At 68.5% G+C, this 20774-nt stretch carries 19 protein-coding genes and 6 tRNA genes; 3 read left to right on the top strand and 22 right to left on the bottom strand.

Annotated features, from left to right (window positions below):
- Positions 1-2: 2 nt before the first annotated feature.
- Both hemN and SOM39_RS18515 read right to left on the bottom strand, forming a co-directional pair.
- Positions 3-1412, bottom strand: a complete 1410-nt coding sequence (gene hemN, locus SOM39_RS18520) for an oxygen-independent coproporphyrinogen III oxidase (protein WP_320459193.1) — start codon at positions 1410-1412, stop codon at positions 3-5.
- Positions 1413-1456: 44 nt separating this feature from the next.
- Positions 1457-1894: a group III truncated hemoglobin gene (locus tag SOM39_RS18515; protein ID WP_184124137.1), complete on the bottom strand. Its 438-nt coding sequence runs from the start codon at positions 1892-1894 to the stop codon at positions 1457-1459.
- Between the two features lie 71 nt (positions 1895-1965).
- On the opposite strand from SOM39_RS18515, the gene SOM39_RS18510 reads away from it, so the two are divergent.
- Positions 1966-2259: a hypothetical protein gene (locus SOM39_RS18510; RefSeq protein WP_414715901.1), complete on the top strand. Its 294-nt coding sequence runs from the start codon at positions 1966-1968 to the stop codon at positions 2257-2259.
- Entirely contained in the window at positions 2256-3296 is a 1041-nt protein-coding gene (locus SOM39_RS18505; protein WP_320459192.1) for a 4Fe-4S dicluster domain-containing protein, read from the top strand. Before SOM39_RS18510 ends, SOM39_RS18505 begins: the two co-directional genes overlap by 4 nt.
- 23 nt (positions 3297-3319) lie before the next feature.
- Here SOM39_RS18505 and SOM39_RS18500 read toward each other — a convergent pair whose 3' ends face one another.
- From SOM39_RS18500 to uvrB, 18 genes are all read right to left on the bottom strand, one after another.
- Entirely contained in the window at positions 3320-3556 is a 237-nt protein-coding gene (locus SOM39_RS18500) for a hypothetical protein (RefSeq protein ID WP_068850770.1), read from the bottom strand.
- A gap of 261 nt (positions 3557-3817) precedes the next feature.
- Positions 3818-4039, bottom strand: coding sequence for a hypothetical protein (locus tag SOM39_RS18495; RefSeq protein ID WP_068850768.1), 222 nt, complete (start codon positions 4037-4039; stop codon positions 3818-3820).
- Between the two features lie 107 nt (positions 4040-4146).
- Positions 4147-4220 (bottom strand) — tRNA-Cys (locus SOM39_RS18490).
- A 47-nt stretch (positions 4221-4267) separates the two neighbouring features.
- A tRNA-Gly gene (locus SOM39_RS18485) sits at positions 4268-4343 on the bottom strand.
- A gap of 113 nt (positions 4344-4456) precedes the next feature.
- Positions 4457-4532 (bottom strand) — tRNA-Gly (locus tag SOM39_RS18480).
- Positions 4533-4625: 93 nt separating this feature from the next.
- The gene (locus SOM39_RS18475) at positions 4626-5738 is read right to left on the bottom strand and encodes an NAD(P)/FAD-dependent oxidoreductase (RefSeq protein WP_320459191.1); all 1113 of its coding nucleotides are present in this window, start codon (positions 5736-5738) and stop codon (positions 4626-4628) included.
- 135 nt (positions 5739-5873) lie between these two features.
- A tRNA-Gly gene (locus SOM39_RS18470) sits at positions 5874-5949 on the bottom strand.
- A gap of 46 nt (positions 5950-5995) precedes the next feature.
- Positions 5996-6619: a CDP-diacylglycerol--glycerol-3-phosphate 3-phosphatidyltransferase gene (gene pgsA, locus SOM39_RS18465; RefSeq protein ID WP_068850761.1), complete on the bottom strand. Its 624-nt coding sequence runs from the start codon at positions 6617-6619 to the stop codon at positions 5996-5998.
- A gap of 9 nt (positions 6620-6628) precedes the next feature.
- Positions 6629-8476 (bottom strand): excinuclease ABC subunit UvrC, encoded by a 1848-nt coding sequence (gene uvrC, locus SOM39_RS18460; RefSeq protein WP_320459190.1) that lies wholly within the window; start codon positions 8474-8476, stop codon positions 6629-6631.
- The gene (locus SOM39_RS18455) at positions 8473-9888 is read right to left on the bottom strand and encodes a hypothetical protein (RefSeq protein ID WP_320459189.1); all 1416 of its coding nucleotides are present in this window, start codon (positions 9886-9888) and stop codon (positions 8473-8475) included. The genes uvrC and SOM39_RS18455 overlap by 4 nt, the downstream gene beginning before the upstream one ends.
- A gap of 24 nt (positions 9889-9912) precedes the next feature.
- Positions 9913-10710, bottom strand: coding sequence for a 3-deoxy-manno-octulosonate cytidylyltransferase (gene kdsB, locus SOM39_RS18450; protein WP_217536018.1), 798 nt, complete (start codon positions 10708-10710; stop codon positions 9913-9915).
- 58 nt (positions 10711-10768) lie between these two features.
- Positions 10769-11791, bottom strand: coding sequence for a tetraacyldisaccharide 4'-kinase (gene lpxK, locus SOM39_RS18445; RefSeq protein WP_320459188.1), 1023 nt, complete (start codon positions 11789-11791; stop codon positions 10769-10771).
- Positions 11791-13539 carry a lipid A export permease/ATP-binding protein MsbA gene (msbA, locus tag SOM39_RS18440; protein ID WP_320459187.1) on the bottom strand — a complete coding sequence of 583 codons (1749 nt, stop codon included), beginning with the start codon at positions 13537-13539 and terminating at the stop codon, positions 11791-11793. The genes lpxK and msbA overlap by 1 nt, the downstream gene beginning before the upstream one ends.
- Positions 13536-13958: an ExbD/TolR family protein gene (locus tag SOM39_RS18435; protein ID WP_068850743.1), complete on the bottom strand. Its 423-nt coding sequence runs from the start codon at positions 13956-13958 to the stop codon at positions 13536-13538. Before SOM39_RS18435 ends, msbA begins: the two co-directional genes overlap by 4 nt.
- 3 nt (positions 13959-13961) lie before the next feature.
- Entirely contained in the window at positions 13962-14639 is a 678-nt protein-coding gene (locus tag SOM39_RS18430) for a MotA/TolQ/ExbB proton channel family protein (protein ID WP_095364023.1), read from the bottom strand.
- A 3-nt stretch (positions 14640-14642) separates the two neighbouring features.
- On the bottom strand, positions 14643-17069 hold the full coding sequence (locus SOM39_RS18425; protein ID WP_320459186.1) for a DNA internalization-related competence protein ComEC/Rec2: 2427 nt from the start codon (positions 17067-17069) through the stop codon (positions 14643-14645).
- 172 nt (positions 17070-17241) lie between these two features.
- Positions 17242-17316, bottom strand: a tRNA-Val gene (locus SOM39_RS18420).
- 106 nt (positions 17317-17422) lie between these two features.
- Positions 17423-19447, bottom strand: coding sequence for an excinuclease ABC subunit UvrB (uvrB, locus tag SOM39_RS18415; protein ID WP_068854624.1), 2025 nt, complete (start codon positions 19445-19447; stop codon positions 17423-17425).
- 92 nt (positions 19448-19539) lie between these two features.
- Between uvrB and SOM39_RS18410 the strand changes: the two genes are divergently transcribed.
- On the top strand, positions 19540-20136 hold the full coding sequence (locus tag SOM39_RS18410) for a GspH/FimT family pseudopilin (protein WP_349254904.1): 597 nt from the start codon (positions 19540-19542) through the stop codon (positions 20134-20136).
- A gap of 72 nt (positions 20137-20208) precedes the next feature.
- Here SOM39_RS18410 and SOM39_RS18405 read toward each other — a convergent pair.
- Both SOM39_RS18405 and SOM39_RS18400 read right to left on the bottom strand, forming a co-directional pair.
- Positions 20209-20285: transfer RNA gene (locus SOM39_RS18405), tRNA-Asn, on the bottom strand.
- Between the two features lie 53 nt (positions 20286-20338).
- The gene (locus SOM39_RS18400; RefSeq protein WP_320459208.1) at positions 20339-20740 is read right to left on the bottom strand and encodes a type IV pilin protein; all 402 of its coding nucleotides are present in this window, start codon (positions 20738-20740) and stop codon (positions 20339-20341) included.
- Positions 20741-20774 lie beyond the last annotated feature (34 nt).

Genomic DNA, 20774 nt, shown 5'->3' with positions numbered 1-20774 from the left:
CCTCAGATCGCCCGCGAATAGCGCACCGGCTGTTCGGGCTGGGCCAGGTAACGGTCGAAGCACATCGCCAGCAGGCGCAGCAATGGACGCCCCCGCGCGGTGGCGCGCACCACGCCGTCGCGGTACTCGGCCAGGCCGTCGGCCTCCAGCGCCGTCAATGCGGCGAGCGCATCGGCGAAGTACTGGTCGAAATCGACACCATGGCGTGCCCCCAGCGCGCGGCCATCCACCTCGCCCTGGCACATCAGCTGGTTGATCAGCGCAGCGCGCAGCGCATCGTCCGCATCCAGGGTCAGCCCCCGCCAAACCGGCAGGCGCCCGGCATCCACCGCCGTTTCCCAGCCCGGCAGCTCGCGCGGGTTCTGGCTGTAGCAGTTGCCGATGCGGCTGATCGCGCTGGCGCCCAGCCCGACCAGGTCGGTCTGCGCGTGGGTGGTGTACCCCATGAAGTTGCGGTGCAGTTGGCCGGCGCGCTGGGCGCGGGAGAGGTTCTCTTCCGGCAGTGCGAAGTGATCCATGCCGATGTACTGGTACCCGGCCAGCGACAGCCGACGCACCGCCAGGCCGAGCAGCGCCAGCTTCTGTTCCGGGCTGGGCAGCGCGGCATCGGGGATCTGCCGCTGCGCCTTGAACAGGTTCGGCAGGTGCGCATAGCCGTAGATCGCCAACCGGTCGGGGCGTTCGCGCAGCACCGTTTCCAGGGTGCGCGCGAAGCCCTCCAGGGTCTGGTGCGGCAGGCCATAGATCAGGTCCACGTTGACCGAGCGCAGGCCATGCTCGCGGCACGCACGCAACACCTCCAGCGTGGCCTCCACGCCCTGCTCGCGGTTGATCGCGCGCTGCACCTCCGGGTCGAAATCCTGGATGCCCAGGCTCGCCCGGTTGAAGCCCAACGCGCCCAACCGGGCGATGTCCTCGCGGGTGACGAAGCGCGGATCGAGCTCGATCGAGAAGTCGCGAGCGGCCGAGGTGCTGAACGAAAAGCGCTGGCGCAGCCCCTCGATCAGCTCGCGCATCTGGGTCGCGGCCAGGAAGTTCGGGGTGCCACCGCCAAGGTGCAGCTGCACCACTTCGCGCGAGGCGTCGAACAGCGGTGCGATCAGGTCGGCTTCGCTGAGCACGCGCGCGACATACGCCACGCCCTTGCCATGGTCGCGGGTGATTACCCGGTTGCAGCCACAGTAGAAGCAAGGGCTGCTGCAGTACGGCACATGCACGTACAGCGACAGCGGCAGCGCTTCGGCATTGCTGGCCGCGATCGCGGCACGCAGCCCATGCTCATCGAAGCCGTCGTGGAAATGCGGCGCGGTGGGATAGGAGGTGTAGCGCGGGCCGGGCCGGTCGTGACGGCGCAGCAGGTCCGGGTCGAAGTGCCAGGCAAGCCCGGCGGCGGCAGGCGAAAGGGTATCCATGGACCAAGCATGCACGCCCGCGCGCGGCCCTGCATTGAGCCAGATCAATCCAGGCGCGGTCTTCCGGCGAGCGGCAGTTCGGGCCAGCGCTGCATCTGGATGCGCCGCCAGAAGGTGTCGGCGATGCGCGTGGCCACGTCGTCGGCCAGCTGCTGCATGGGCGGGTTGCCCAGTTCGGCGGTGGTGCGCCGGAACAGCAGCAGCCAGCGGTCGAACAGCGCGCGCTCCAGCTCCGGCATGGCCATGTGCTTGGACATCGGATTGCCGTTGAAGCGGCGGGTGCCGCGCAGCATGGCCGACCAGAAATCCACCAGCTGGGCCAGATGCACGTCCCACGCGTGGATGCGCGCCTCGAACACCGGGCCCAGCTGCTCGTCCTGGCGCACGCGGGCGTAGAAGTCGTGCACCAGGCGGGTGACTTCCTGCTCGCTGCACAGCGCCAGGGAGGCGGCCGGCAGCACGGGGGCGACGGACGAGGACATGCGGTCATGATGCTACGCCGCCTTGATCAGGATCAATGTGGCGTGCTGTCGCAGGGCCTACCGTGCAGGCCATGGACACGCTGAACGCCCCGCCTGGCAACCGCCGCCGCCTGCTGATCCAGCAGTGGGGTGCGGTGCTGTGGCCGAGCTTTGTCGCCGCCGGGCTGGCCTGCGCGGTGTTTTTCGCCTTCGTGGACCCGTTGCGCCTGCGCGACATCACCTTTCCGGACCAGGCGCTGAGTCGCGAACTGGGCTACACGCTGGGCTTCTTCATGTTCTGGTCGGTAACCGCTGCCGCCAGCGCGGTCACCGGCTACCTGCTGCGGCCGCGGCCGCGCGATGACGACGAGCTGCCGCTGGGATGACGCCGGCTGCGCCCCCTGCCCTGCGCTGGCGCGCCCTGGTATGGGCAGCGCTGCTCATGCTGTTCTACGCCCTGCCCTGGCTGCGCTGGAACGGGCGGCAGGCGCTGCTGTTCGACCTGCCGGCGCGCCGCTTCGACCTGTTCGGGCTGACCCTGTGGCCGCAGGATGTCGGCGTGCTGTTCGGGCTGGTCGCGGTGCTGGCCTGCACGCTGGTGCTGCTCACCACCGTGGCCGGGCGGGTCTGGTGCGGGCATGCCTGTCCGCAGACGTTGTGGAGCGGCCTGTTCCGCTGGATTGAACGCAGCGCCACGCGACGACTGCGACCGCCGGCCCTGGCCCGCGTGGTCAAACACCTGGCGTGGGCCGCGGTCGCACTATGGACCGGTATCACCTTCGTCGGCCTGTTCAGTCCGGTCCAACCGCTGGTGGTCGGCTTCTGGCCGGCCCGCTGGAGCGGCTGGGAAACGTTCTGGGTGCTGTTCTACGCCACGGCCGCGTGGGCCAACGCCGGCTTCCTGCGCGAACAGGTCTGCATCGACCTGTGCCCGTATGCGCGGGTGGCCCCGATGCTGTGCGATGCCGACACCCCGAAGGTCTGCTACGACGCCCGCCGCGCCGAACCGCGCGGCGCCCGCCAGCGTGGACAAGGTTCGGTGCAGCAACGTGGTCGTGGCCTGCTTGATCCGACCAGTGCCAGCGACTACGCCTTCCGTGCGGCGCATCCGGCCTTGGCCGGCCCGCCGCCGCGCTTCGCCGACGATCGGCTCGGCGATTGCCTGGACTGCGGTGCCTGCGTCCAGGTGTGCCCGATGCAGCTGGACGTGCGCGCCGGGCCGCAGCCGGAGTGCATCGCCTGTGGCGCGTGCGTGGATGCCTGCGATGCGCAGATGCGCGCGTGGCGGTTTCCGACCGGGTTGGTCCAGCTGGCCAGCGAAAACGAGATGCAGGGCAGGCCGCGACGGTGGCTTCGTCCGCGCACGCTGGCGGCACTGCTCAGCCTGGCCGCGCTGCTCGGTATCGGGCTGCATTACCTGTAACCGCCATCCCCGGGCGGTTGACCTCAGCGCGTGCGGTTGTCGGGCGGCGGCACCATCTGCGCGCGCCGGACAATGCCGAGCTGTTCAATGATCAGGGCCAGTTCGTTGGTCACCTGGGTGCGGCCGCGGCCCTGCGGCACCAGGCGTTCAAGCACCTGCTGGTAGGTGGTCCAGAACTCCGGCCCACACCCATGCTTGCTGTAGCTGGCCTCCAGCTCGGTGCGGACGCCGTCAGCCAAGTCATTCGCGCCGTATCGCATACGACCTCCCTTGGACCTGCCCTGCATCGAAGACGAGCAATTCCCCCTGCCAGGCTTGCGCCTGTCGCCCCGCCGCTGGGAGGCGGCAGGACTTCACCCACGTTTCACTCCACCCTTTCATGCCCTTCGCGCCAAGTCAACCAATGGTGAACAGGCGATCAAACAGGCCCTGAATGGTTCAGGCACGCCCCTGCCCACGCAGGCAGGATGCCGCGCGGTTGTTGACACCGTGGTGTCAGCCCGCGAAGGCCCAGCGGGTGGTCAGCCCCCCATCCGCCAGATGCCATAGGCGCTGATGGCCACGCCGGCGCCCAGCACCATCCAGGCCACGCCGTTGAAGCGCTTGAACACCTTGGCGAGGCCGAACGAGAGCACGATGGCCGCCAGCCCAAACCCCAGCACGACCACGCCGCTGACGTTGCTGGGCGAATCCCAGAACGAACCGGGCGCGCCGACGGCTGCAAACCACAAGGCGATATCCATCGAACATCCTCGACACGAAACGGTACTGCACAGTAGGTGTGCGCTCGTCCGGGCGAGGTGAAGGGCGGAAACGAAAAACCCCGCCGAAGCGGGGTCTGTCGAATTACTGGAGGCCTGGGTCGGAATTGAACCGGCGTACGCGGATTTGCAGTCCGCTGCATGACCACTCTGCCACCAGGCCGGTGACCCTATAAAACAAGACCCCGAGAACGGGGCCTGGTCAGGATTTGGAGCGGGAAACGAGACTCGAACTCGCGACCTCAACCTTGGCAAGGTTGCGCTCTACCAACTGAGCTATTCCCGCAAAATCAGGCGCATATGTTACCGGAACCGCGGGTAACACACCAGCCTTTTACACTTCATCGCCGCGTGCCACCGCGGAGAAAAACAAAGCCCCTGGGGGGCCCTGTCGAAATCTGGAGCGGGAAACGAGACTCGAACTCGCGACCTCAACCTTGGCAAGGTTGCGCTCTACCAACTGAGCTATTCCCGCAGTGTTGCTGCGTCCTGCGACCGGCACCTGCGTCGAAGGAGCGCTATTGTGTCGGGATTCCTTCACGTCGTCAACAGGTTTATGCAGCGGTATTCAGCCGTACAGGCGCATGCCGCGACGATGAAAATAGACCTGTTCGGCCACCCGCCGCAGCAGGCGGGACTGCAGCAGAAGATCCAGCGGCCAATCCGCCTGCAGGTGGTCCATGGCCCAGCGCAACACCCGTTTGCGCCGGAACGTGGGCGCGGCGCGGACGGCGACGCTTTCGGCCGCAGGCCCCCTGCCGCGCAGGTGGCGGGCCACCGCATCGCCAACCGTCCAGCCATGCCGCCAGGCCGAATGGATGCCACCGGCCGACAGCGGCGAGACGATACCGGCCGCATCGCCAGTGAGGATCACGCCCGGCGCCGCGATTGGCCCGCGTGCGAGCCCGCAGGGGACCAGCCCGGCGCGGGTCGCGCTGGGGCGAGCCGCTTCGGGCAGTCCGATCACGCTGCGGATGTGCGCCAGGAAACCCGCCAGGTCCGGCTGGCGCGCATGCGCGGGGTCGTGGCGCAGCGCAAGCCCGATCTGCACGCCGGTTGGGTTCTGTGCTGCCCAGCCGATGTAGCCGGGCGCGAAGCGACGGCTGGCGAAGCAGTGCAGCGCGCCACCTTCTGGCAGCTGCAGGCCGGCAAATTCCTGCTCGATCCCGAACAGGGTGTCGTGCACCCGCCCCAGCCCGGTGCGCTGGGCCACGCGCGAACGGGCGCCGTCAGCGCCCACCAGGTAGCGCGTGCGCCCTGCCCCGGCCACCTGCCAGCCCTCGCCATCGCGCACGGCCTCGGTGAAGGACTGCTGCAGGCGAAGCTCGACACCATGCGCAGGCAGTTCGGCTGCCAGCCAGCGCATCAGGTTCGGCGTGTCGGTGGTCATGAAGTAGTAGCCCGGTGCGGCCAGCTGCACGCTGCGCAGGTTCGGCGCATACAGGCGCACGCGTTCCACGCGTTGCAGCAGTGCGGGCGGAATGCGCTGCAGCCAGGTCTGTTCAACGACCTCTTTGACCAGGATGCCGGTGGTATGCAGGCGCGCGCCTGGATCTTCCTTGCGTTCCAGCACGCATACGCGCAGGCCGAATTCGGCAGCGGCCAGTGCGCAGGCGGCGCCGGCGAAACTGGCGCCGACCACGACCAGGTCCCAGTCGTATGCGGCGTTGGGGGTGTTCATTGCGATGCATTCCTGCGGATGCGGGCGCACAGGATCGCGGCGGCAGGCGGGGCGGCCATGAAGTGCCGGTGAAGCGGGAATGAAGCGCGGCCACCAACGAAAAAAGCGACCCGAGGGTCGCTTTTTTCTTGAATCTGGAGCGGGAAACGAGACTCGAACTCGCGACCTCAACCTTGGCAAGGTTGCGCTCTACCAACTGAGCTATTCCCGCTTGGGAGGCGAAATTCTACAGCCAAACGCGGTGCTGTCAACAGCCCTCAGCCCTTCTTTTTCAGGCGTGCGGTTTCACGTGCGGCGCGTTCGTCCTCGCGCAGGCTCGGCCACGCCGCATGCAGGTACTGCAGGCCGGAGAACAGGGTGAGTACCGCAGCGATCGCCAGGGTCCAGTCGCCGACATGGAATACCGGTTCGCCCATCCAGATATCGGACACCGGCGTGTTCGGCGCCACCGAATACAACAGGCACAGCAGCGCGACCATCTGCGCGGTGGTCTTGATCTTGCCGATCAGGGCCACCCGCACCTTCGCGCGCTGGCCGATTTCAGCCATCCATTCGCGCAGTGCCGACACCGCGATTTCGCGGCCGACGATGACGGCGGCCCAGAATGCCATCCACGGCGTGGGGTGGCCCTGCACGATCAGGAACAGCGCCACGGCCACCATCAGCTTGTCCGCAACCGGGTCGAGGAAGGCGCCGAACGCCGAGGCCAGGTCGTAGCGGCGGGCGATCCAGCCATCCAGCCAATCGGTCAGCGCGGCGATGCCGAAGATCGCCGCCGAGGCGAAATTGGTCCAGGTGTAGGGAAGGTAGAACACCAGCACCAGCACCGGGATCATCACGATCCGCAGCAACGTCAGCCAGGTGGGGAGGGTCAACTTCATTGCGTCTCTCTACTCGCCGGCCGCAGGGGGCGTGGGCAGTCCATGAAGGTTAGCGTAGATGCGTGCGGCAAGGGCGTCATTGATGCCCTCCACCTCGGCGATTTCCGCCTCGCCGGCCGCCTTCAGGCCGACCAGCCCGCCGAAATGCTTGAGCAGGCTGGCGCGCCGGCGCGGCCCGATGCCGGGAATGTCCTCCAGCTTGCTGGTCATGCGCGCCTTCTGCCGGCGGCCCCGATGGCCGGTGATCGCAAACCGGTGCGCTTCGTCGCGGACCTGCTGGATGAACTGCAGGGCCGGTGATGCGGCGCCGGGGCGCAGCTCGCGGCCATCGGGCATCACCAGCGCTTCGTGTCCGGCGCGGCGCTCCACGCCCTTGGCCACGCCCACCAGCATCACCCCTTCCACGCCGAGGTCGGCCAGTGCGGCCTGCGCCTGGGCCAACTGGCCGGCGCCGCCGTCGATCAGCAGCAGGTCCGGCAGCACGCCCTCCTCTTCCACCGCGCGACGGAAGCGACGGTCGATGGCCTGGCGCATGGCCGCGTAGTCATCGCCGGGTTCGATCCCGCTGATGTTGAAACGCCGGTACTGGCTGCGCACCGGGCCGCTGGCATCGAACACCACGCATGAAGCGACGGTGGCTTCGCCCATGGTGTGGCTGATGTCGAAGCACTCCACGCGCTTGACCTGCTCAGCCAGGCCGAGCATCTGCCGCAGGTCCTCGCTGCGCGCATGCTGGGCGCTGCGGCTGGTGAGCTCGCTGACCAGCGTGATCTGCGCGTTGCGGCTGGCCAGCTCGACATAACCGGCCCGTTCGCCGCGCACGTTCCACTTCAGCTGCACCTTGGCCTCGGCCGAGGCGCTGAGCGCCGATTCGATCAGGCTGGCATCCGGAATCTCGCGGTCCAGCAGGATCTCGCGCGGCGGGGAATGTTCGGCGTAGTACTGCGACACGAAAGCGCCGAGCACTTCGTCCGCGCTTTCCTCGCCGTTGGTGCGCGGGAAGAACGGTCGCGTGCCCATGTTGCGGCCATCGCGGAACGCCAGCAGCATCACGCAGGCGCTTGCGCCCTGCGTGGCGCAGGCCAGCACGTCCAGGTCGGCGGCGCGGCCATCCACGTACTGGCGGGTCTGCATGCTGCGCAGGGACGTGACCAGGTCGCGCAGGCGCGCGGCCTGCTCGAATTCCAGCGCTTCGCTGGCCGCCTGCATCTGCGTACCCAGTTCGCGCGCCAGCTGGTCGCTCTTGCCTTCCAGGAACATCGAGGCGCGCCGCACCGATTCGGCGTAGTCGTCGGCGGCCACCAGGTCCACGCACGGCGCGCTGCAGCGGCCGATCTGGTACTGCAGGCACGGTCGCGAGCGGTTGCGGAACACGCTGTCCTCGCAGCTGCGCAGCTTGAACAGCTTGTGCATCAGGTTGAGCGTTTCGCGCACCGCGGTCACCCCCGGGTACGGACCGAAGTACCGGCCCGGCACCGCGCGCGGCCCGCGGTGCAGCGCGATGCGCGGCCAGTCTTCGCGGGTCAGCAGCACGTGGGGATAGGTCTTGTCGTCGCGCAGCGAGACGTTGTAACGCGGCGACAGCGACTTGATCAGCTGGTTTTCCAGCAGCAGCGCTTCAGCCTCGGAACGCGTCACGGTCACATCCATGCGCGCGACCTGCGACAGCATGGACATGATCCGCGCGGTCTTGGGCGCGCCATTGAAGTAACTGCCCACGCGGTTGCGCAGCGCGCGGGCCTTGCCGACATACAGCAGGGTGTCGTCGGCGGCGTACATGCGGTACACGCCGGGCGCGGTGCTCAGGTGGGCCGCGAATGCCTTTCCATCGAAGGCCGGAGCGGTAGTGAGGGTCATTCGCTGATCGGCACGTCGCTCAGTACGCCGCTCACCGGGTCGAAACGCAGTACGGCATGGGCATCGGTCTCGGCGATCCACACCGCACCGCCGCCCAAGGCCAGCCCGGCCGGACCATGCAGCCGCCGCGGCAGCGCCACGGTACTCAGTTCACCGCCGCCCAGGCGCAGGGTGCGCAGTCGGCCGTTGCCGGCGTCGGCGATCCACAACACGGGCGCGTCCGGGCTCATCGCAATGGCCTGCGGGTACTGCAGCTGGGCAGCGGTGCGCGGGCCATCCTGGTCGCCGAACGACCACATCCCCTGCCCCACCAGCGTCTGCACCAGGTCGCCGCGCAGCTGCATCGAACGGATCGACGAACCCAGCGCGTCGCATACGTACAGCACCTGCTGCACCGCCGCCAGCGCGGTCGGCTGCGCGAACGCGGCCAGATGGCCGCTGCCGTCACGCTCGTCGATCGCGCCGGAGCCGGCGCGCCAGGACAACGCGCGCTGGCCCAGGTGATAGCTCCAGATGCGGTTGTCGCCGGCCATCGCGATATGGATCTGGTTGTCGGCGACCACCAGGCCCTGCGGATGGTTCAGGGGGGTCTGGCGCGGGTCGCCCACCGCGCCTTCGCGCGGCTCGCCCGGACGGCCATTGCCGCACAGGGTGTCGACCTGCCCGGTCAGCAGGTGGATCCGGCGCAACGCATGGTTGCCGGTGTCGGCGACGTACAGCCACTCGCGTTCCAGGGCCAGGCCCTGCGGCCGGTTGAACGCGGCCTCGCCCGGGCCGCCATCCATCATGTCGGCGGTGCCCATCCCGAACTGGCGAAGCACCCGCCCGGCATGGCTGCACTCGAGGATGCGATGGTGGCCGCTGTCGGCGATGTACAGCCGCTCGGTGCTCACCGCCAGCGCGGTCGGGAACAGCAACGGCAGGCGCGGCTCGGGATGCAGCTCGCGCTGGCGCGATGCGTCCGCATCCAGCGGGCTGGACGTCCCCTGGCAGAGTGCATTGAGCGCACGATCCAGCTCCTCGCCGAAGCCGACCAGGCGGTCGACCTCACGCCCCTGTGCATCCAGCAGCACCAGGGTCGGCCAAGCCGCCACGTTGAAGCGGCGCCAGCCGTCCCAATCGGCATCCAGCAGCGCCGGCACTGTCACGCCCTGTCGGCGGAGCAGTTTCAGCGCCTGCTCCGGTTCGCGCTCGAAGTCGAAGCGCGGCACCTGCAGGACCAGTACCTGCAGCTTGCCGGGGTTGCGCGACTGCCATTGGCCAAGCTCGGCCAGTCGGTGCGCGCACCACACCGAGGCGGCGTTGACAAAGGCCAGTACCACCGGGCGACCACGCAGTTCGGTCAGGGTGGTCGGGGCGGCATTGAGCCACGTGGCGAATTCGGGCAGATCCTGGACGGGCTGTACGTTCATGCGCTGATTATGCCGGACTGGGCGTCATGCAACCGTCGTGCCACCGTCAATTTCGCGGCGGGCCAGCCAGCCCTCGGCACGCACCAGGTCCTCGGGCGTATCGATCCCCGGCGGGAAGGCGGCCGGCGACAGCGCCACACTCAGCCGGTGGCCCGCCTCCAGCACCCGCAGCTGCTCCAGCGATTCCAGCTGTTCCAGCGTGCCCGGCGGCAACGCGGCGAACTGCTGCAGGAAACCGGCCCGGTAGGCATAGATGCCGATGTGGCGCAGCCAGTGGGGGCCGGACAGGCGCTCGCGCGACTGCGCGAAGGCGTCGCGGTGCCAGGGAATGGGAGCGCGGCTGAAGTACAGCGCGTCCAGGTTCTGCTGGCGTACCACCTTGACCACGTTCGGGTCGAACAGGGTCTCGGCATCCTCCACCGGGGTGGCCAGGGTCGCCATGGCGGCACCGCTGTAGACCAGAGCTTCCGCCACCGCGCGGATGCCCTCGGCCGGGGCGAACGGCTCGTCGCCCTGCAGGTTCACCACCACGGTGTCATCGGACCAGCCGGCCTGGCGGGCGCATTCGGCCAGCCGGTCGGTGCCGGAGGCATGGCTGGCGGCGGTCATCGCCACCTGCACGCCGTCCAGGCCCTGCAGGGCATCGGCGATGCGCGCATCGTCGGTGGCCACCCAGACCTCGCGCGCACCGGCCAGCAGCGCGCGTTCGGCCACGCGCAGCACCAGCGGTCTGCCGCCGAGCAGCCGCAGCGGCTTGCCGGGCAGCCGGGAGGCGGCGTAGCGCGCCGGAATGGCGACGACGAAATCGACGGGCTGGCTCATGCGGACCTCTCGGCAATACACGGGAACAATGGCCGCCAGTGTGCCGCAAACGCGGTGCTCAGCGCTTGCCGAGTTTGTCCACGCGGTCCAGCAGGTTGACCCAGAACGCGGCGGGCAGATCGGCCGACAACGGCACCGAAAAATGCCATTCGTTGGCGAACGCCTTGCACTTCACCGCGTCCTTTTCAGTCATCAGCACCGGCAGTTCGCTGCCAAAGCGAAGGTCCGCCGCCTGATACGCATGGTGGTCGGCGAAGGCATGCGGGACCACCCCGATACCGTGCGCACGCAGCATGTCGAAGAAGCGCTGGGGGTGCGCGATCCCGGCCACGGCATGCACGCGCTGGCCACGGAAGTGCGACAACGCGCGGGCACGGCCGCCGCTGAGCGGCTGCGCGCTGTCGATATGCAGCTGCATCGCCCATTCGCCGAATCCGCAGGAGGCGAGCGCGGACGGATCGGCGCTGGCCTGGCCCAGGTTGACCACGCGGAAGTCGCAGTCGCGCGCGCGTTCGGCGGGTTCGCGCAACGGCCCGGCCGGGATCAACCGGCCGTTGCCGTAGCGGCGTTGTGCGTCCACCACCTCGATTTCGATGTCGCGCGCCAGCCGGTAGTGCTGCAGGCCGTCGTCGCAGACGATGATGTTGCAGCCCGCCTCGACCAACGCGTTGCCGGCGGCCACGCGGTCGGCATCGACCCGGACCGGCACGCCGGTTTTCCACGCGATCAGCACCGGTTCGTCGCCGCCCAACGCGGTCGGCGTGCTCGCCTCGACCCAGCGCGGGACCTTGGCCTCTTCGCGCCCATAACCGCGACTGGCCACGCCCGGCTTCCAGCCCGCCTCGCGCAGGCGGTCCACCAGCGCGATGGTCAGCGGGGTCTTGCCGGTACCGCCGGCGGTCACGTTGCCGACCACGATCACCGGCACCGGCAGCGCGTGGCGCTTGCGCCAACCGCCCCGGTACAGCCCACGGCGCAGCGCCACCACGGCGCCGTACACCGGCGCCAGCAGCCGTGCGGCAAACGGAATCGCACTGCCGTCGTACCAGTACGACGGCGTCTGGGAACCCTTGGACGCCATCAGGGCTGCCTTTCGCGGAACTGCATCTTGTGCAGGTGCTCGTAAAGCCCGCCCAGCGCCAGCAGCTCGCGGTGGGTGCCGCGCTCGACGATGCGGCCGTGGTCCATCACCAGCACCTGGTCGGCATGTTCGATGGTGGACAGGCGATGTGCGATCACCAGCGTGGTGCGCTCGGGCATCAGGCGCTGCAGGGCATCCTGCACCAGCCGCTCGGACTCGTTGTCCAGCGCGGCGGTGGCTTCGTCGAGGATCAACACCGGCGCGTCGCGCAGGATCGCGCGGGCGATCGCCAGGCGCTGGCGCTGGCCGCCGGACAGCAGCGCGCCGTTCTCACCCACCGGGGTCTGCAGCTGCTGCGGCATGCGCTCGATGAACTCCCACGCATTGGCGGCCTCGGCGGCAGCGCGGATCTGCTCGTCGCTGGCGTCCATGCCGTAGGCGATGTTGGCGCCCACGGTATCGTCGAACAGCATGACCTTCTGCCCGACCATCGCCACCTGGCGGCGCAGGTCGGCCAGCGGGTAGTCGTCCAGCGGCACGCCATCGAGCAGGATGCGGCCGCCGCTGGGCTCATAGAAACGCGGCACCAGCCGGATGAGGCTGGTCTTGCCGCTGCCGGAGCGGCCGACGATGGCCGTTACCGTGCCCGGCTTGGCATCGAAGGTGATGTCGTCCAGTGCGATGCCGGTATCTTCGCGATAACGCAGCATCACGTGCTGGAAAGACAGCTCGCCACGCACGCGCTGGGCGCGGGTGCTGCCTTCGTCGCGCTCGACCGGCAGGTCAAGGATGCCGAACAGGCGCTCGGCAGCGGCCACGCCGCGCGAGATGGAGGTCTGCACGCTGGTCAGGCGGCGCAGCGACGGGATGATGGCCATCATCGAGGTCATCAGGCCCATGAACTGGCCGGCATTCAAGCGCCCGGCCAGCGCTTCGCGGGTGGACACCCACACGATCACGGCCAGCGCCAGCGCGGCCAGGAACTGCACGGTGCTGGACGCCAGCGCGCGGGTGGTTTCGACCTTCATGTTCAGGCCGAGCATGCGGTTGGCCAGCCGCGAGTAACGCGAGATCTCGTGCGCCTGGGTGCCATGCACCTTCACTTCCTGCTGCGCGGCCAGCGACTGTTCGGCGGTCTGCGCCATGCTGCCCATGCCGTCCTGGATGCCGCGGCTGATGCGCCGGTAGCGCTTGCCCACGAACGACACGATCACGCCGATCAGCGGCACCACCACCAGCATCGCCACGGTTACCTTGACGCTCATCTGCAGCATCACCACCAGCATGGCGATGATGGTCAGGGTGTCGGCGACCAGGGTCTTGAGCGCATCGGCGCTGGCCTGGGTGACCTGCTCGGTGTCGTAGTTCAGGCGGCTGACCATCACCGGCGTGGCTTCGCTGTCGAAGTGCGACGACGGCAGGTGCAGGTACTTGGACAGCACCTGTTCGCGCAGGTCGCGCACCACGCTGCGGCCGGTGCGGGCCAGCGCGTAATCGCTGACCAGCGTGGCCAGGCTGCGCATCATGAACAGCCCGAGGATGGTCAGCGGCAGGATCACCGCCATGCGCGGCTCGGGGTTGACGAAGCCGCGGTTGACCAGCGGTTCCATCAGCTTGGTGAAGTGGTAACCGGCCAGGGCTTCGACCACCATCGCGATGACGGCGGCCACCATGAACACCCAGTAGGCGCGGGTGTAGCCCAGCAGGCGTTTGTAGATCGGCCATACCGGCGCGTGTTGTTTACTCATGGACGCACCTCCGGCGCGGTAGCGATGGCGATGCGACGGAAACCGAGCTGGCCCAGGGCATCCTGGGCGGTCACTACGGCCTGGTACGGGGTGCGGGCATCGGCGCGCAGCAGTACGGTCTGCTCACGGTCGGTGCCGGCGACGGCGGCAATGGTCTGCTTGACCGATTCCACGTCCGTGCGCAGTACTTCCTGATCGTTGATGAAGTAACGCCCTTCGGCGTTGACCAGCACGCTGAGCGAGCGCGGCGGCTCGGTGGTGTCCTGCTGGCTGGCGGTCGGCAGCTGCAGCTGCAGCGTCGAGCGCGCGTCGAAGGTCGTTGTGACCACGAAGAAGATGATCAGCACGAGGATGACGTCGATCAGGGGTACCAGATCGATGTGCACCTCGTCCTGGACCCGGTCGTTGCGGATACGCATCCGTCAGCCCTTGGCCGTGACGGGCGCGGCGCCGGCCGCCGGCGCGGTGCCGGCGCGCGGTGCCGCGTTCATGACGCCGGGGCGGCCGTCCAGTGCGTCCAGCAGGGCCGAGGCCTCCATTTCCATCTCGATCACGTAACCGCCGATGCGGCCCTTGAAGTAGCGATGGAACATCAATGCCGGGATGGCCACGATCATGCCGGTGGCGGTGCACACCAGCGCCTTGCCGATGCCGCCGGCCAGCTGGTTCACATCGCCCACGCCGTGGTCGAGGATGCCCAGGAACATCTGGATCATGCCCACCACGGTGCCGAGCAGGCCCAGCAGCGGGCCCGCCGATGCGATGGTGCCCAGCGCGTTCAGGAACCGCTCCATGCGGTGCACCAGATGCCGGCCGGCATCTTCGATGCGCTCGCGGATCTGGTCGCGCGGGCGGTTGCGCGCTTCCAGCGCCACGGCCAGCAACGCGCCCAGCGGCGAGTTGGCCCGCAGCGACTGGATGTGATTCGGATCGAGCTTGCCGCGCGCGGCCCAGTTGCGCACTTCCTGGCCCAGCCCCGGGGGCAGGACCTCGTTACGCCGCAAGGTCCAGAAACGCTCCAGGACGATTGCCAAAGCCAGTACGCCCAACAGCAGCAGCGGCACCATCGGCCAGCCACCGGCCTTGACCAGTTCCCACACGTTTCAACCCTCCGGCCCATTGGCCGCCTGTATGACCGCCGATAGGATAGCAGCCGACCGCGTCCGCTCCGCGGCATCCCACCAACGGCGTTCGAAAAGACGCTGTTCCCGCACCTGCAATCCCTCCTGGCCCAGCCACAGGCGCAGCGCGCCGCTGTCGGCGGTGTTCAGCACTTCGGCAGGGACCGCCTGCCAGCGCTGCACGACGTCCCGGCGCGGGTGCCCGAACCGGTTGCCATGCCCGGCCGAGACGATGGCCAGGCGGGGCGACACCGCCTGCACCCAGTCGGCGCCGGACGAGTTGGCGCTGCCGTGGTGCGCCACCAGCACCGCGTCGGCGCGCAGCGCGGCCGGTACCGTGGCAACCAGCATGGCCTCCTCGCGCTGGCCGATGTCGCCCGTCAACAGCACCACGCCATGCGCGGTCTGGATGCGCAGCACGCAGCTGCTGGCGTTGCCTGCGTAGTCCATGCCCGGCGGCGGATGCAGGACGGTGAAGTCCACCCCGTCCCAGCGCCAGGCGTCGCCGCTGCTGCAGGGCAGCTGGATGGCGGGCACCGCACCCGACGGCGCCTGCAGCTGTGGCTCGCGAAAGGCGCGGCGCACCGCCGGCATGCCACCGGCGTGGTCGCGGTCGCCATGGCTGAGCAGCAGCCGGTCCAGCCCAGCCTCGCCCAGCGCGTGGAGGGTCGGCACCACCACCCGTTCGCCGGCGTCGAATCCCCCTTCCGCAGCGGGGCCGGCGTCATACAGCAGGCGGTGGTGGCGGGTGCGCACCCACACAGCCAGGCCCTGCCCCACGTCCATCACCAGCAGCTCGACCTCGCCGGGGCCGGGACGATCGCGGGCCGGCCACAGCAGGGGCAGGCACAGCAGCAGCGCCGGCAGGCGCATCCCGGCGGCGCGCGGCAGCAACAGCCAGAACACCCCGAGAACGGCGACCGGAACCGCCGCGACGCCCGCCTGCGGCGCCCACCACAACGCCCACGGCTGGCGCGCAAGCGCCCCGAACAGCCACCAGCTCGCGTCGAAGCAGGCGGCCGCCCAGCGCCACGGCCAGCGCCCCGCCCCGTCGATCAGGGCTTCAAGCCCGGTGCCAAGCAACGCCAACGGCACCACCACCAGGCTCCACCAGGGAATGGCCAGCAGGTTGACCAACGGCCCCGCCCGCGAGGCCTGCCCGAACAGCGCCACGGTGAGCGGCAACAGCGCCAGGGTGGCCACGCCCTGTGCGGCCAGGAAGGTTCGCAGCCAGTGCACCCCGTGCCCCGGCAGGCACCACACCAGCCACAGCACCCCGGCGAAGCTGAGCCAGAAGCCCGGGGCCAGCACCGACAATGGATCCACCAGCAGCACCGCCAGCGCCGCCAGCGCCAACGCCTGGCCAACGGTGGCCGGTCGTCGCACGCAGCGGGCGGCGGCGACCACCGCGATCATCAGCACCGTGCGCACCGTGGGCAGCGCGAAGCCGGCCACGGCCGCATACAGCGCGGCACCGGCGACGGCCGCCAGCGCGGCCGCCAATGGCCGTGGCCAATAGCGTCCCAGCGCAGCAACCGCTCGCCAGGCCAGCCCCGCCAGCCACGCCGCGAACCCGGCCACCAGCCCGACGTGAAACCCGGAGATCGCCACCAGGTGGGTCAGGCCGAGCGCGCGCAGATCATCCCAGTCGCCCTGCCCCAACCCGCGGGTATCGCCCAGCGCCAGCGCCTGGATGAAACGGGCGCCGGCGCCCGGCACGTGTCCGGCGATGGCATCGGCCATGCGCTCGCGCCACGCCGGCAATCCGGTCGGGTCGCCCAAGGCCATCGCTGGGGCGCGCACGTGCCCGGTGCCGCTCAACCGCTGCAGCAGCGCATGCCGCTCGGCGTCGAAGCCACCCGGGTTGCGCAATCCACGCGGTGGGCGCAGCCGCGCGTGGAGCTGCCAGCGTGCGCCGGCGCGAAGCGAGCAGCGCAGCGCCGGTTCGGCTGCAGGCTCGCGCGCAGGCGTTTTTGCCGCAGTGACGTCATACCAGGCCAGCGCAAGCTCGCGGCCGCGCAGGTGCGCGGGCATCGTCGCATCGTCATCCACGCGGAACCGGAAGCGGGTGCTGCGTGATCCATGTTGCGGCAGCTCCACCACCCGGCCGCGCAGCACCTGGTCCGCAGGCGCGGCAGCTGCGGGCAACTGCAGGGCCAGGCCGGCATGGGCGTGCAGGGTGACCCAGCCGATCCCGGCCAGCACTGCGCCGCACCACCGTGCACGCGGCACCGCACACCAGACCCCTGCACCGCACAGCAGCGCGCACCACGCAGGCATCCGGGGCAACAGCACCGGCGCGAACACGACACCGCACACACCGGCCAGCAGTGCGACCGCACATGCCTTGCCGAACAGGGGCAAAGGCGCTGGAAACGAACGGGAGAAGACGTCCGACAGGAACGACATGCAGGCCACCACGCGCTGGAGCCTGCATCCTTGGCCCTCAGCAACCAGGTCGCCATCAGGTGGGTGCGGAACGCGTTGTGGGGAAGCGCCGCTGTCACGGAACCCACAACGCAAAAAAGCCGACCTGATGGCCGGCTTTTCTGTTGTTCCACCGCAGTCGCTGGGACTGGAGTGGTGGGCGGTACAGGGTTCGAACCTGTGACCCCTACCATGTCAAGGTAGTGCTCTACCGCTGAGCTAACCGCCCGTTTGTCTCGCCGCGCCGCTGCAATTGCGTCGGTGCAGGCCGCGTATATTACGGACGTCGGGTGTGAAGAGCAACACTTTTGTGAAGGTATTTCACAACGCGTTGTTCAGCCCAGGCTGGCCTCCTTCAGCTGGCGGATCTGGTCGCGCACGCGCGCCGCATCTTCGAACTCCAGGTCGCGGGCGTGCTGGTACATCTGCTGCTCCAGCGCCTGCAGCCGCTTGGCGATCTGGGCCGGTTCCAGGGTGCGGTAATCCACCGCCTCCTCGGCCACCCGGCCACCGCGTCCCTTGCCTTTGCCCCGCGCTTCTTTTTCGGCCGCTTCGGAGCGCGCACCTTCCAGCACGTCCACGATCGGGCGCAGCACCGACTTGGGCACGATGCCGTGCGCTTCGTTGTACTCCACCTGTTTGGCACGACGGCGGTCGGTTTCGTCGATCGCCGCCTGCATCGAACGGGTGATCTTGTCCGCGTACAGGATCGCCTTGCCGCGCAGGTTGCGTGCGGCACGGCCGATGGTCTGGATCAGCGAACCGGTCGAGCGCAGGAAGCCCTCCTTGTCCGCGTCCAGGATCGCCACCAGCGATACCTCCGGCATGTCCAGGCCTTCGCGCAGCAGGTTGATGCCGACCAGCACGTCGAACTTGCCCAGACGCAGGTCGCGGATGATCTCCACGCGTTCCACCGTATCGATGTCCGAATGCAGGTAGCGCACCCGGATGCCATGTTCGGTGAGGTACTCGGTGAGGTTCTCGGCCATGCGCTTGGTCAGCGTGGTGACCAGCACGCGGTCGCCGAGCTTGATGCGCTCGTTGACCTCGCTCATCAGGTCGTCAACCTGGGTGCCCACGGGGCGGATCTCCACCACCGGGTCGATCAGGCCGGTCGGGCGCACCACCAGCTCGGTGATTTCATCGGCGGCTTCGCGCAGCTCGTACGGTCCCGGGGTAGCGGACACGTAGATGCTGCGCGGGCAGCGCGCTTCCCACTCTTCGAAGCGCAGCGGGCGGTTGTCCAGCGCCGAGGGCAGACGGAAGCCGAATTCGACCAGGGTTTCCTTGCGCGAGCGGTCGCCCTTGTACATCGCGCCGATCTGCGGAATGGTGACATGCGATTCGTCGATGACCAGCAGCGCATCGGGTGGCAGGTAGTCGAACAGGGTCGGCGGCGGCTCGCCGGCGGCCTTGCCGGTGAGGTGCCGCGAATAGTTTTCGATGCCGTTGCAGAAGCCGACCTCGGCCATCATTTCCAGGTCGAACTGCGTGCGCTGCGCCAGGCGCTGCGCTTCCACGAGCTTGTTCTGTTCGTACAGCTGTTCCAGCCGCACCTTGAGCTCGGCCTTGATCGTATCCACCGCCGACAGCACCCGCTCGCGCGTGGTGGCGTAGTGCGTCTTGGGGTATACGGTGTAGCGCTGCAGGCGGCGCAGGCTTTCACCGGTAAGCGGATCGAACATGCTGATCTGTTCGACTTCGCCATCGAACAGTTCGATGCGCACCGCTTCGCTGTCCGATTCCGCGGGGAATATGTCGATGACCTCGCCGCGCACGCGGAACGTGCCGCGGTGCAGCTCGTACTCGTTGCGGGTGTACTGCAGCTGGGTGAGATGGTTGATCAGGTCGCGCTGGTCGATGCGTTCGCCGGTGGACAGGATCAGGCGCAGCGACAGGTAGTCCTCGGGCGCACCCAGGCCGTAGATTGCCGACACGGTGGCCACCACGATCGCATCCGGGCGCGACAGCAGGGTCTTGGTCGCCGCCAGCCGCATCTGCTCGATGTGCTCGTTGATCGAACTGTCCTTCTCGATGAAGGTGTCCGATGACGGCACGTAGGCTTCGGGCTGGTAGTAGTCGTAGTAGCTGACGAAGTACTCCACCGCGTTGTGCGGGAAGAACGCCTTGAACTCGCCGTACAGCTGCGCGGCCAGGGTCTTGTTCGGCGCCATCACCAGGGTGGGCTTCTGCACCTGCTGGATGACGTTGGCAATGGTGTAGGTCTTGCCCGAGCCGGTCACGCCCAGCAGGGTCTGCTTGGCGATGCCGGCTTCGAAATTGGCCGTCAGCTTCTCGATCGCGGCCGGCTGGTCGCCCGCCGGGGAGTACGGAGATACAAGTTCGAAGCGATCGCTCATGGTGCCGCCATAGACCGGGCCTTCCATTATAGCGGGGGGTTGGGTGACGGCCGGCTGAGGGGGTGGCCTACCCTGGAGTCTGCCTTTGACCGATGGTCGGCCTGCTCCGGACAGGGCACGGTGACGGATTGTCTCCGGTATCTCCCATGCACCGCCCTAGCCCCTTCCCCCGGCCCCGGGGGTTCACCCTGCTGGAACTGATGGTGACCCTGCTCATCCTGGCCGTGCTTTGCGCGCTGGCCCTGCCCTCGCTGAGCGCCACGGTCAGCCGGATGCGTGCCGACATGCTGCGCATGCAGCTCGTCTCGGTGTTCAACAGCGCGCGCAGCACCGCGATCACCCGCGCCGCGCCGGTGGCGGTCTGCCCGAGTGAGGACGGCATGCACTGCGGGGACGACTGGAGCCGGGGATGGCTGATCCACCTGGACCGTGGATCGGAATCGGGGACTTCCCCGCCCTCGTCGACGGATGTCCTGCAGTACCGCCCCGGGTACCGGGATGGCTCGGTGGTGGCGCGGTCCAGCCAGAATCGCCCGCGCCTGCGCCTCCAGCCCGACGGGCGCAGTGGCGGCAGCCCGCTCACGGTGGCCATCTGTGCCGCAGGGCAGCTGCACGGCGAGGTGGTCGTGAACAACGTGGGCCGCACCCGTGCCGCACGCAGGCCGGGCACCGTGGACTGCCCGCACTGAGCGGCCGGGTCTACCTCTACACCAGCCACCGAAACGACAAAAGCCGCGATTGCTCGCGGCTTCTGCAGAAACTGGCGCCCGAAGTTGGACTCGAACCAACGACCCCCTGATTAACAGTCAAGTGCTCTAACCGGCTGAGCTATTCGGGCGGGGACGCGAATTCTAGACGTTCACTCGTGGCGTTGCAACCGCCGGCGGCCATTTACCAGCAATCCAGCGCACTGGTGTTGGCCGGGGTCTTCACCCCCGCCTGGTTCACCGAGATGGTGCCGCACGGGTCTTTTGCCTGGTCACCCTGCGGAACTGCCGTAATCGTAAACGCGTTGGCATTGGCCGACGCAAAGGTCACCTGGTACATCGGCTTGCTGCCATCGCGTGGCGAGGCGATGGTAGTGCCGCTGTTTTCCACGAACTTGAAGTTCGTGTAGCTGTTGTTGAGCGTGTGCTGGCGCTCGGCGCGCTGTGCGTACTCCACCAGCTCCGCCTTGGCCGCGGCGCGCTTGGACTTGCGCACCTGGGCCGTGTAGGAGGGATAGGCGATGGAGGCGAGCACCGCGATCACTGCCACGGTGATCATCAGTTCGATGAGGGTGAAGCCGAGCATCTTGCGCGGGCTGCGCCACTGCTGGGAGGAAAGC

This window comes from Stenotrophomonas sp. CFBP8994 (assembly GCF_034044835.1).
GTDB lineage: Bacteria > Pseudomonadota > Gammaproteobacteria > Xanthomonadales > Xanthomonadaceae > Stenotrophomonas > Stenotrophomonas rhizophila_A.
The sequence above is the reverse complement of the archived record's forward strand: the minus strand, read 5'-3'. Positions and strand labels throughout refer to the sequence as shown.

Bases quoted from the DNA above. Each gene is read 5' to 3' on its own strand.
- hemN (WP_320459193.1), bottom strand. From the start codon at position 1,412: ATGGATACCCTTTCGCCTGCCGCCGCCGGGCTTGCCTGGCACTTCGAC.
- SOM39_RS18515 (WP_184124137.1), bottom strand. From the start codon at position 1,894: ATGTCCTCGTCCGTCGCCCCCGTGCTGCCGGCCGCCTCCCTGGCGCTG.
- SOM39_RS18510 (WP_414715901.1), top strand. From the start codon at position 1,966: ATGGACACGCTGAACGCCCCGCCTGGCAACCGCCGCCGCCTGCTGATC.
- SOM39_RS18505 (WP_320459192.1), top strand. From the start codon at position 2,256: ATGACGCCGGCTGCGCCCCCTGCCCTGCGCTGGCGCGCCCTGGTATGG.
- SOM39_RS18500 (WP_068850770.1), bottom strand. From the start codon at position 3,556: ATGCGATACGGCGCGAATGACTTGGCTGACGGCGTCCGCACCGAGCTG.
- SOM39_RS18495 (WP_068850768.1), bottom strand. From the start codon at position 4,039: ATGGATATCGCCTTGTGGTTTGCAGCCGTCGGCGCGCCCGGTTCGTTC.
- SOM39_RS18475 (WP_320459191.1), bottom strand. From the start codon at position 5,738: ATGAACACCCCCAACGCCGCATACGACTGGGACCTGGTCGTGGTCGGC.
- pgsA (WP_068850761.1), bottom strand. From the start codon at position 6,619: ATGAAGTTGACCCTCCCCACCTGGCTGACGTTGCTGCGGATCGTGATG.
- uvrC (WP_320459190.1), bottom strand. From the start codon at position 8,476: ATGACCCTCACTACCGCTCCGGCCTTCGATGGAAAGGCATTCGCGGCC.
- SOM39_RS18455 (WP_320459189.1), bottom strand. From the start codon at position 9,888: ATGAACGTACAGCCCGTCCAGGATCTGCCCGAATTCGCCACGTGGCTC.
- kdsB (WP_217536018.1), bottom strand. From the start codon at position 10,710: ATGAGCCAGCCCGTCGATTTCGTCGTCGCCATTCCGGCGCGCTACGCC.
- lpxK (WP_320459188.1), bottom strand. From the start codon at position 11,791: ATGGCGTCCAAGGGTTCCCAGACGCCGTCGTACTGGTACGACGGCAGT.
- msbA (WP_320459187.1), bottom strand. From the start codon at position 13,539: ATGAGTAAACAACACGCGCCGGTATGGCCGATCTACAAACGCCTGCTG.
- SOM39_RS18435 (WP_068850743.1), bottom strand. From the start codon at position 13,958: ATGCGTATCCGCAACGACCGGGTCCAGGACGAGGTGCACATCGATCTG.
- SOM39_RS18425 (WP_320459186.1), bottom strand. From the start codon at position 17,069: ATGTCGTTCCTGTCGGACGTCTTCTCCCGTTCGTTTCCAGCGCCTTTG.
- uvrB (WP_068854624.1), bottom strand. From the start codon at position 19,447: ATGAGCGATCGCTTCGAACTTGTATCTCCGTACTCCCCGGCGGGCGAC.
- SOM39_RS18410 (WP_349254904.1), top strand. From the start codon at position 19,540: ATGGTCGGCCTGCTCCGGACAGGGCACGGTGACGGATTGTCTCCGGTA.
- SOM39_RS18400 (WP_320459208.1), bottom strand. From the start codon at position 20,740: ATGCTCGGCTTCACCCTCATCGAACTGATGATCACCGTGGCAGTGATC.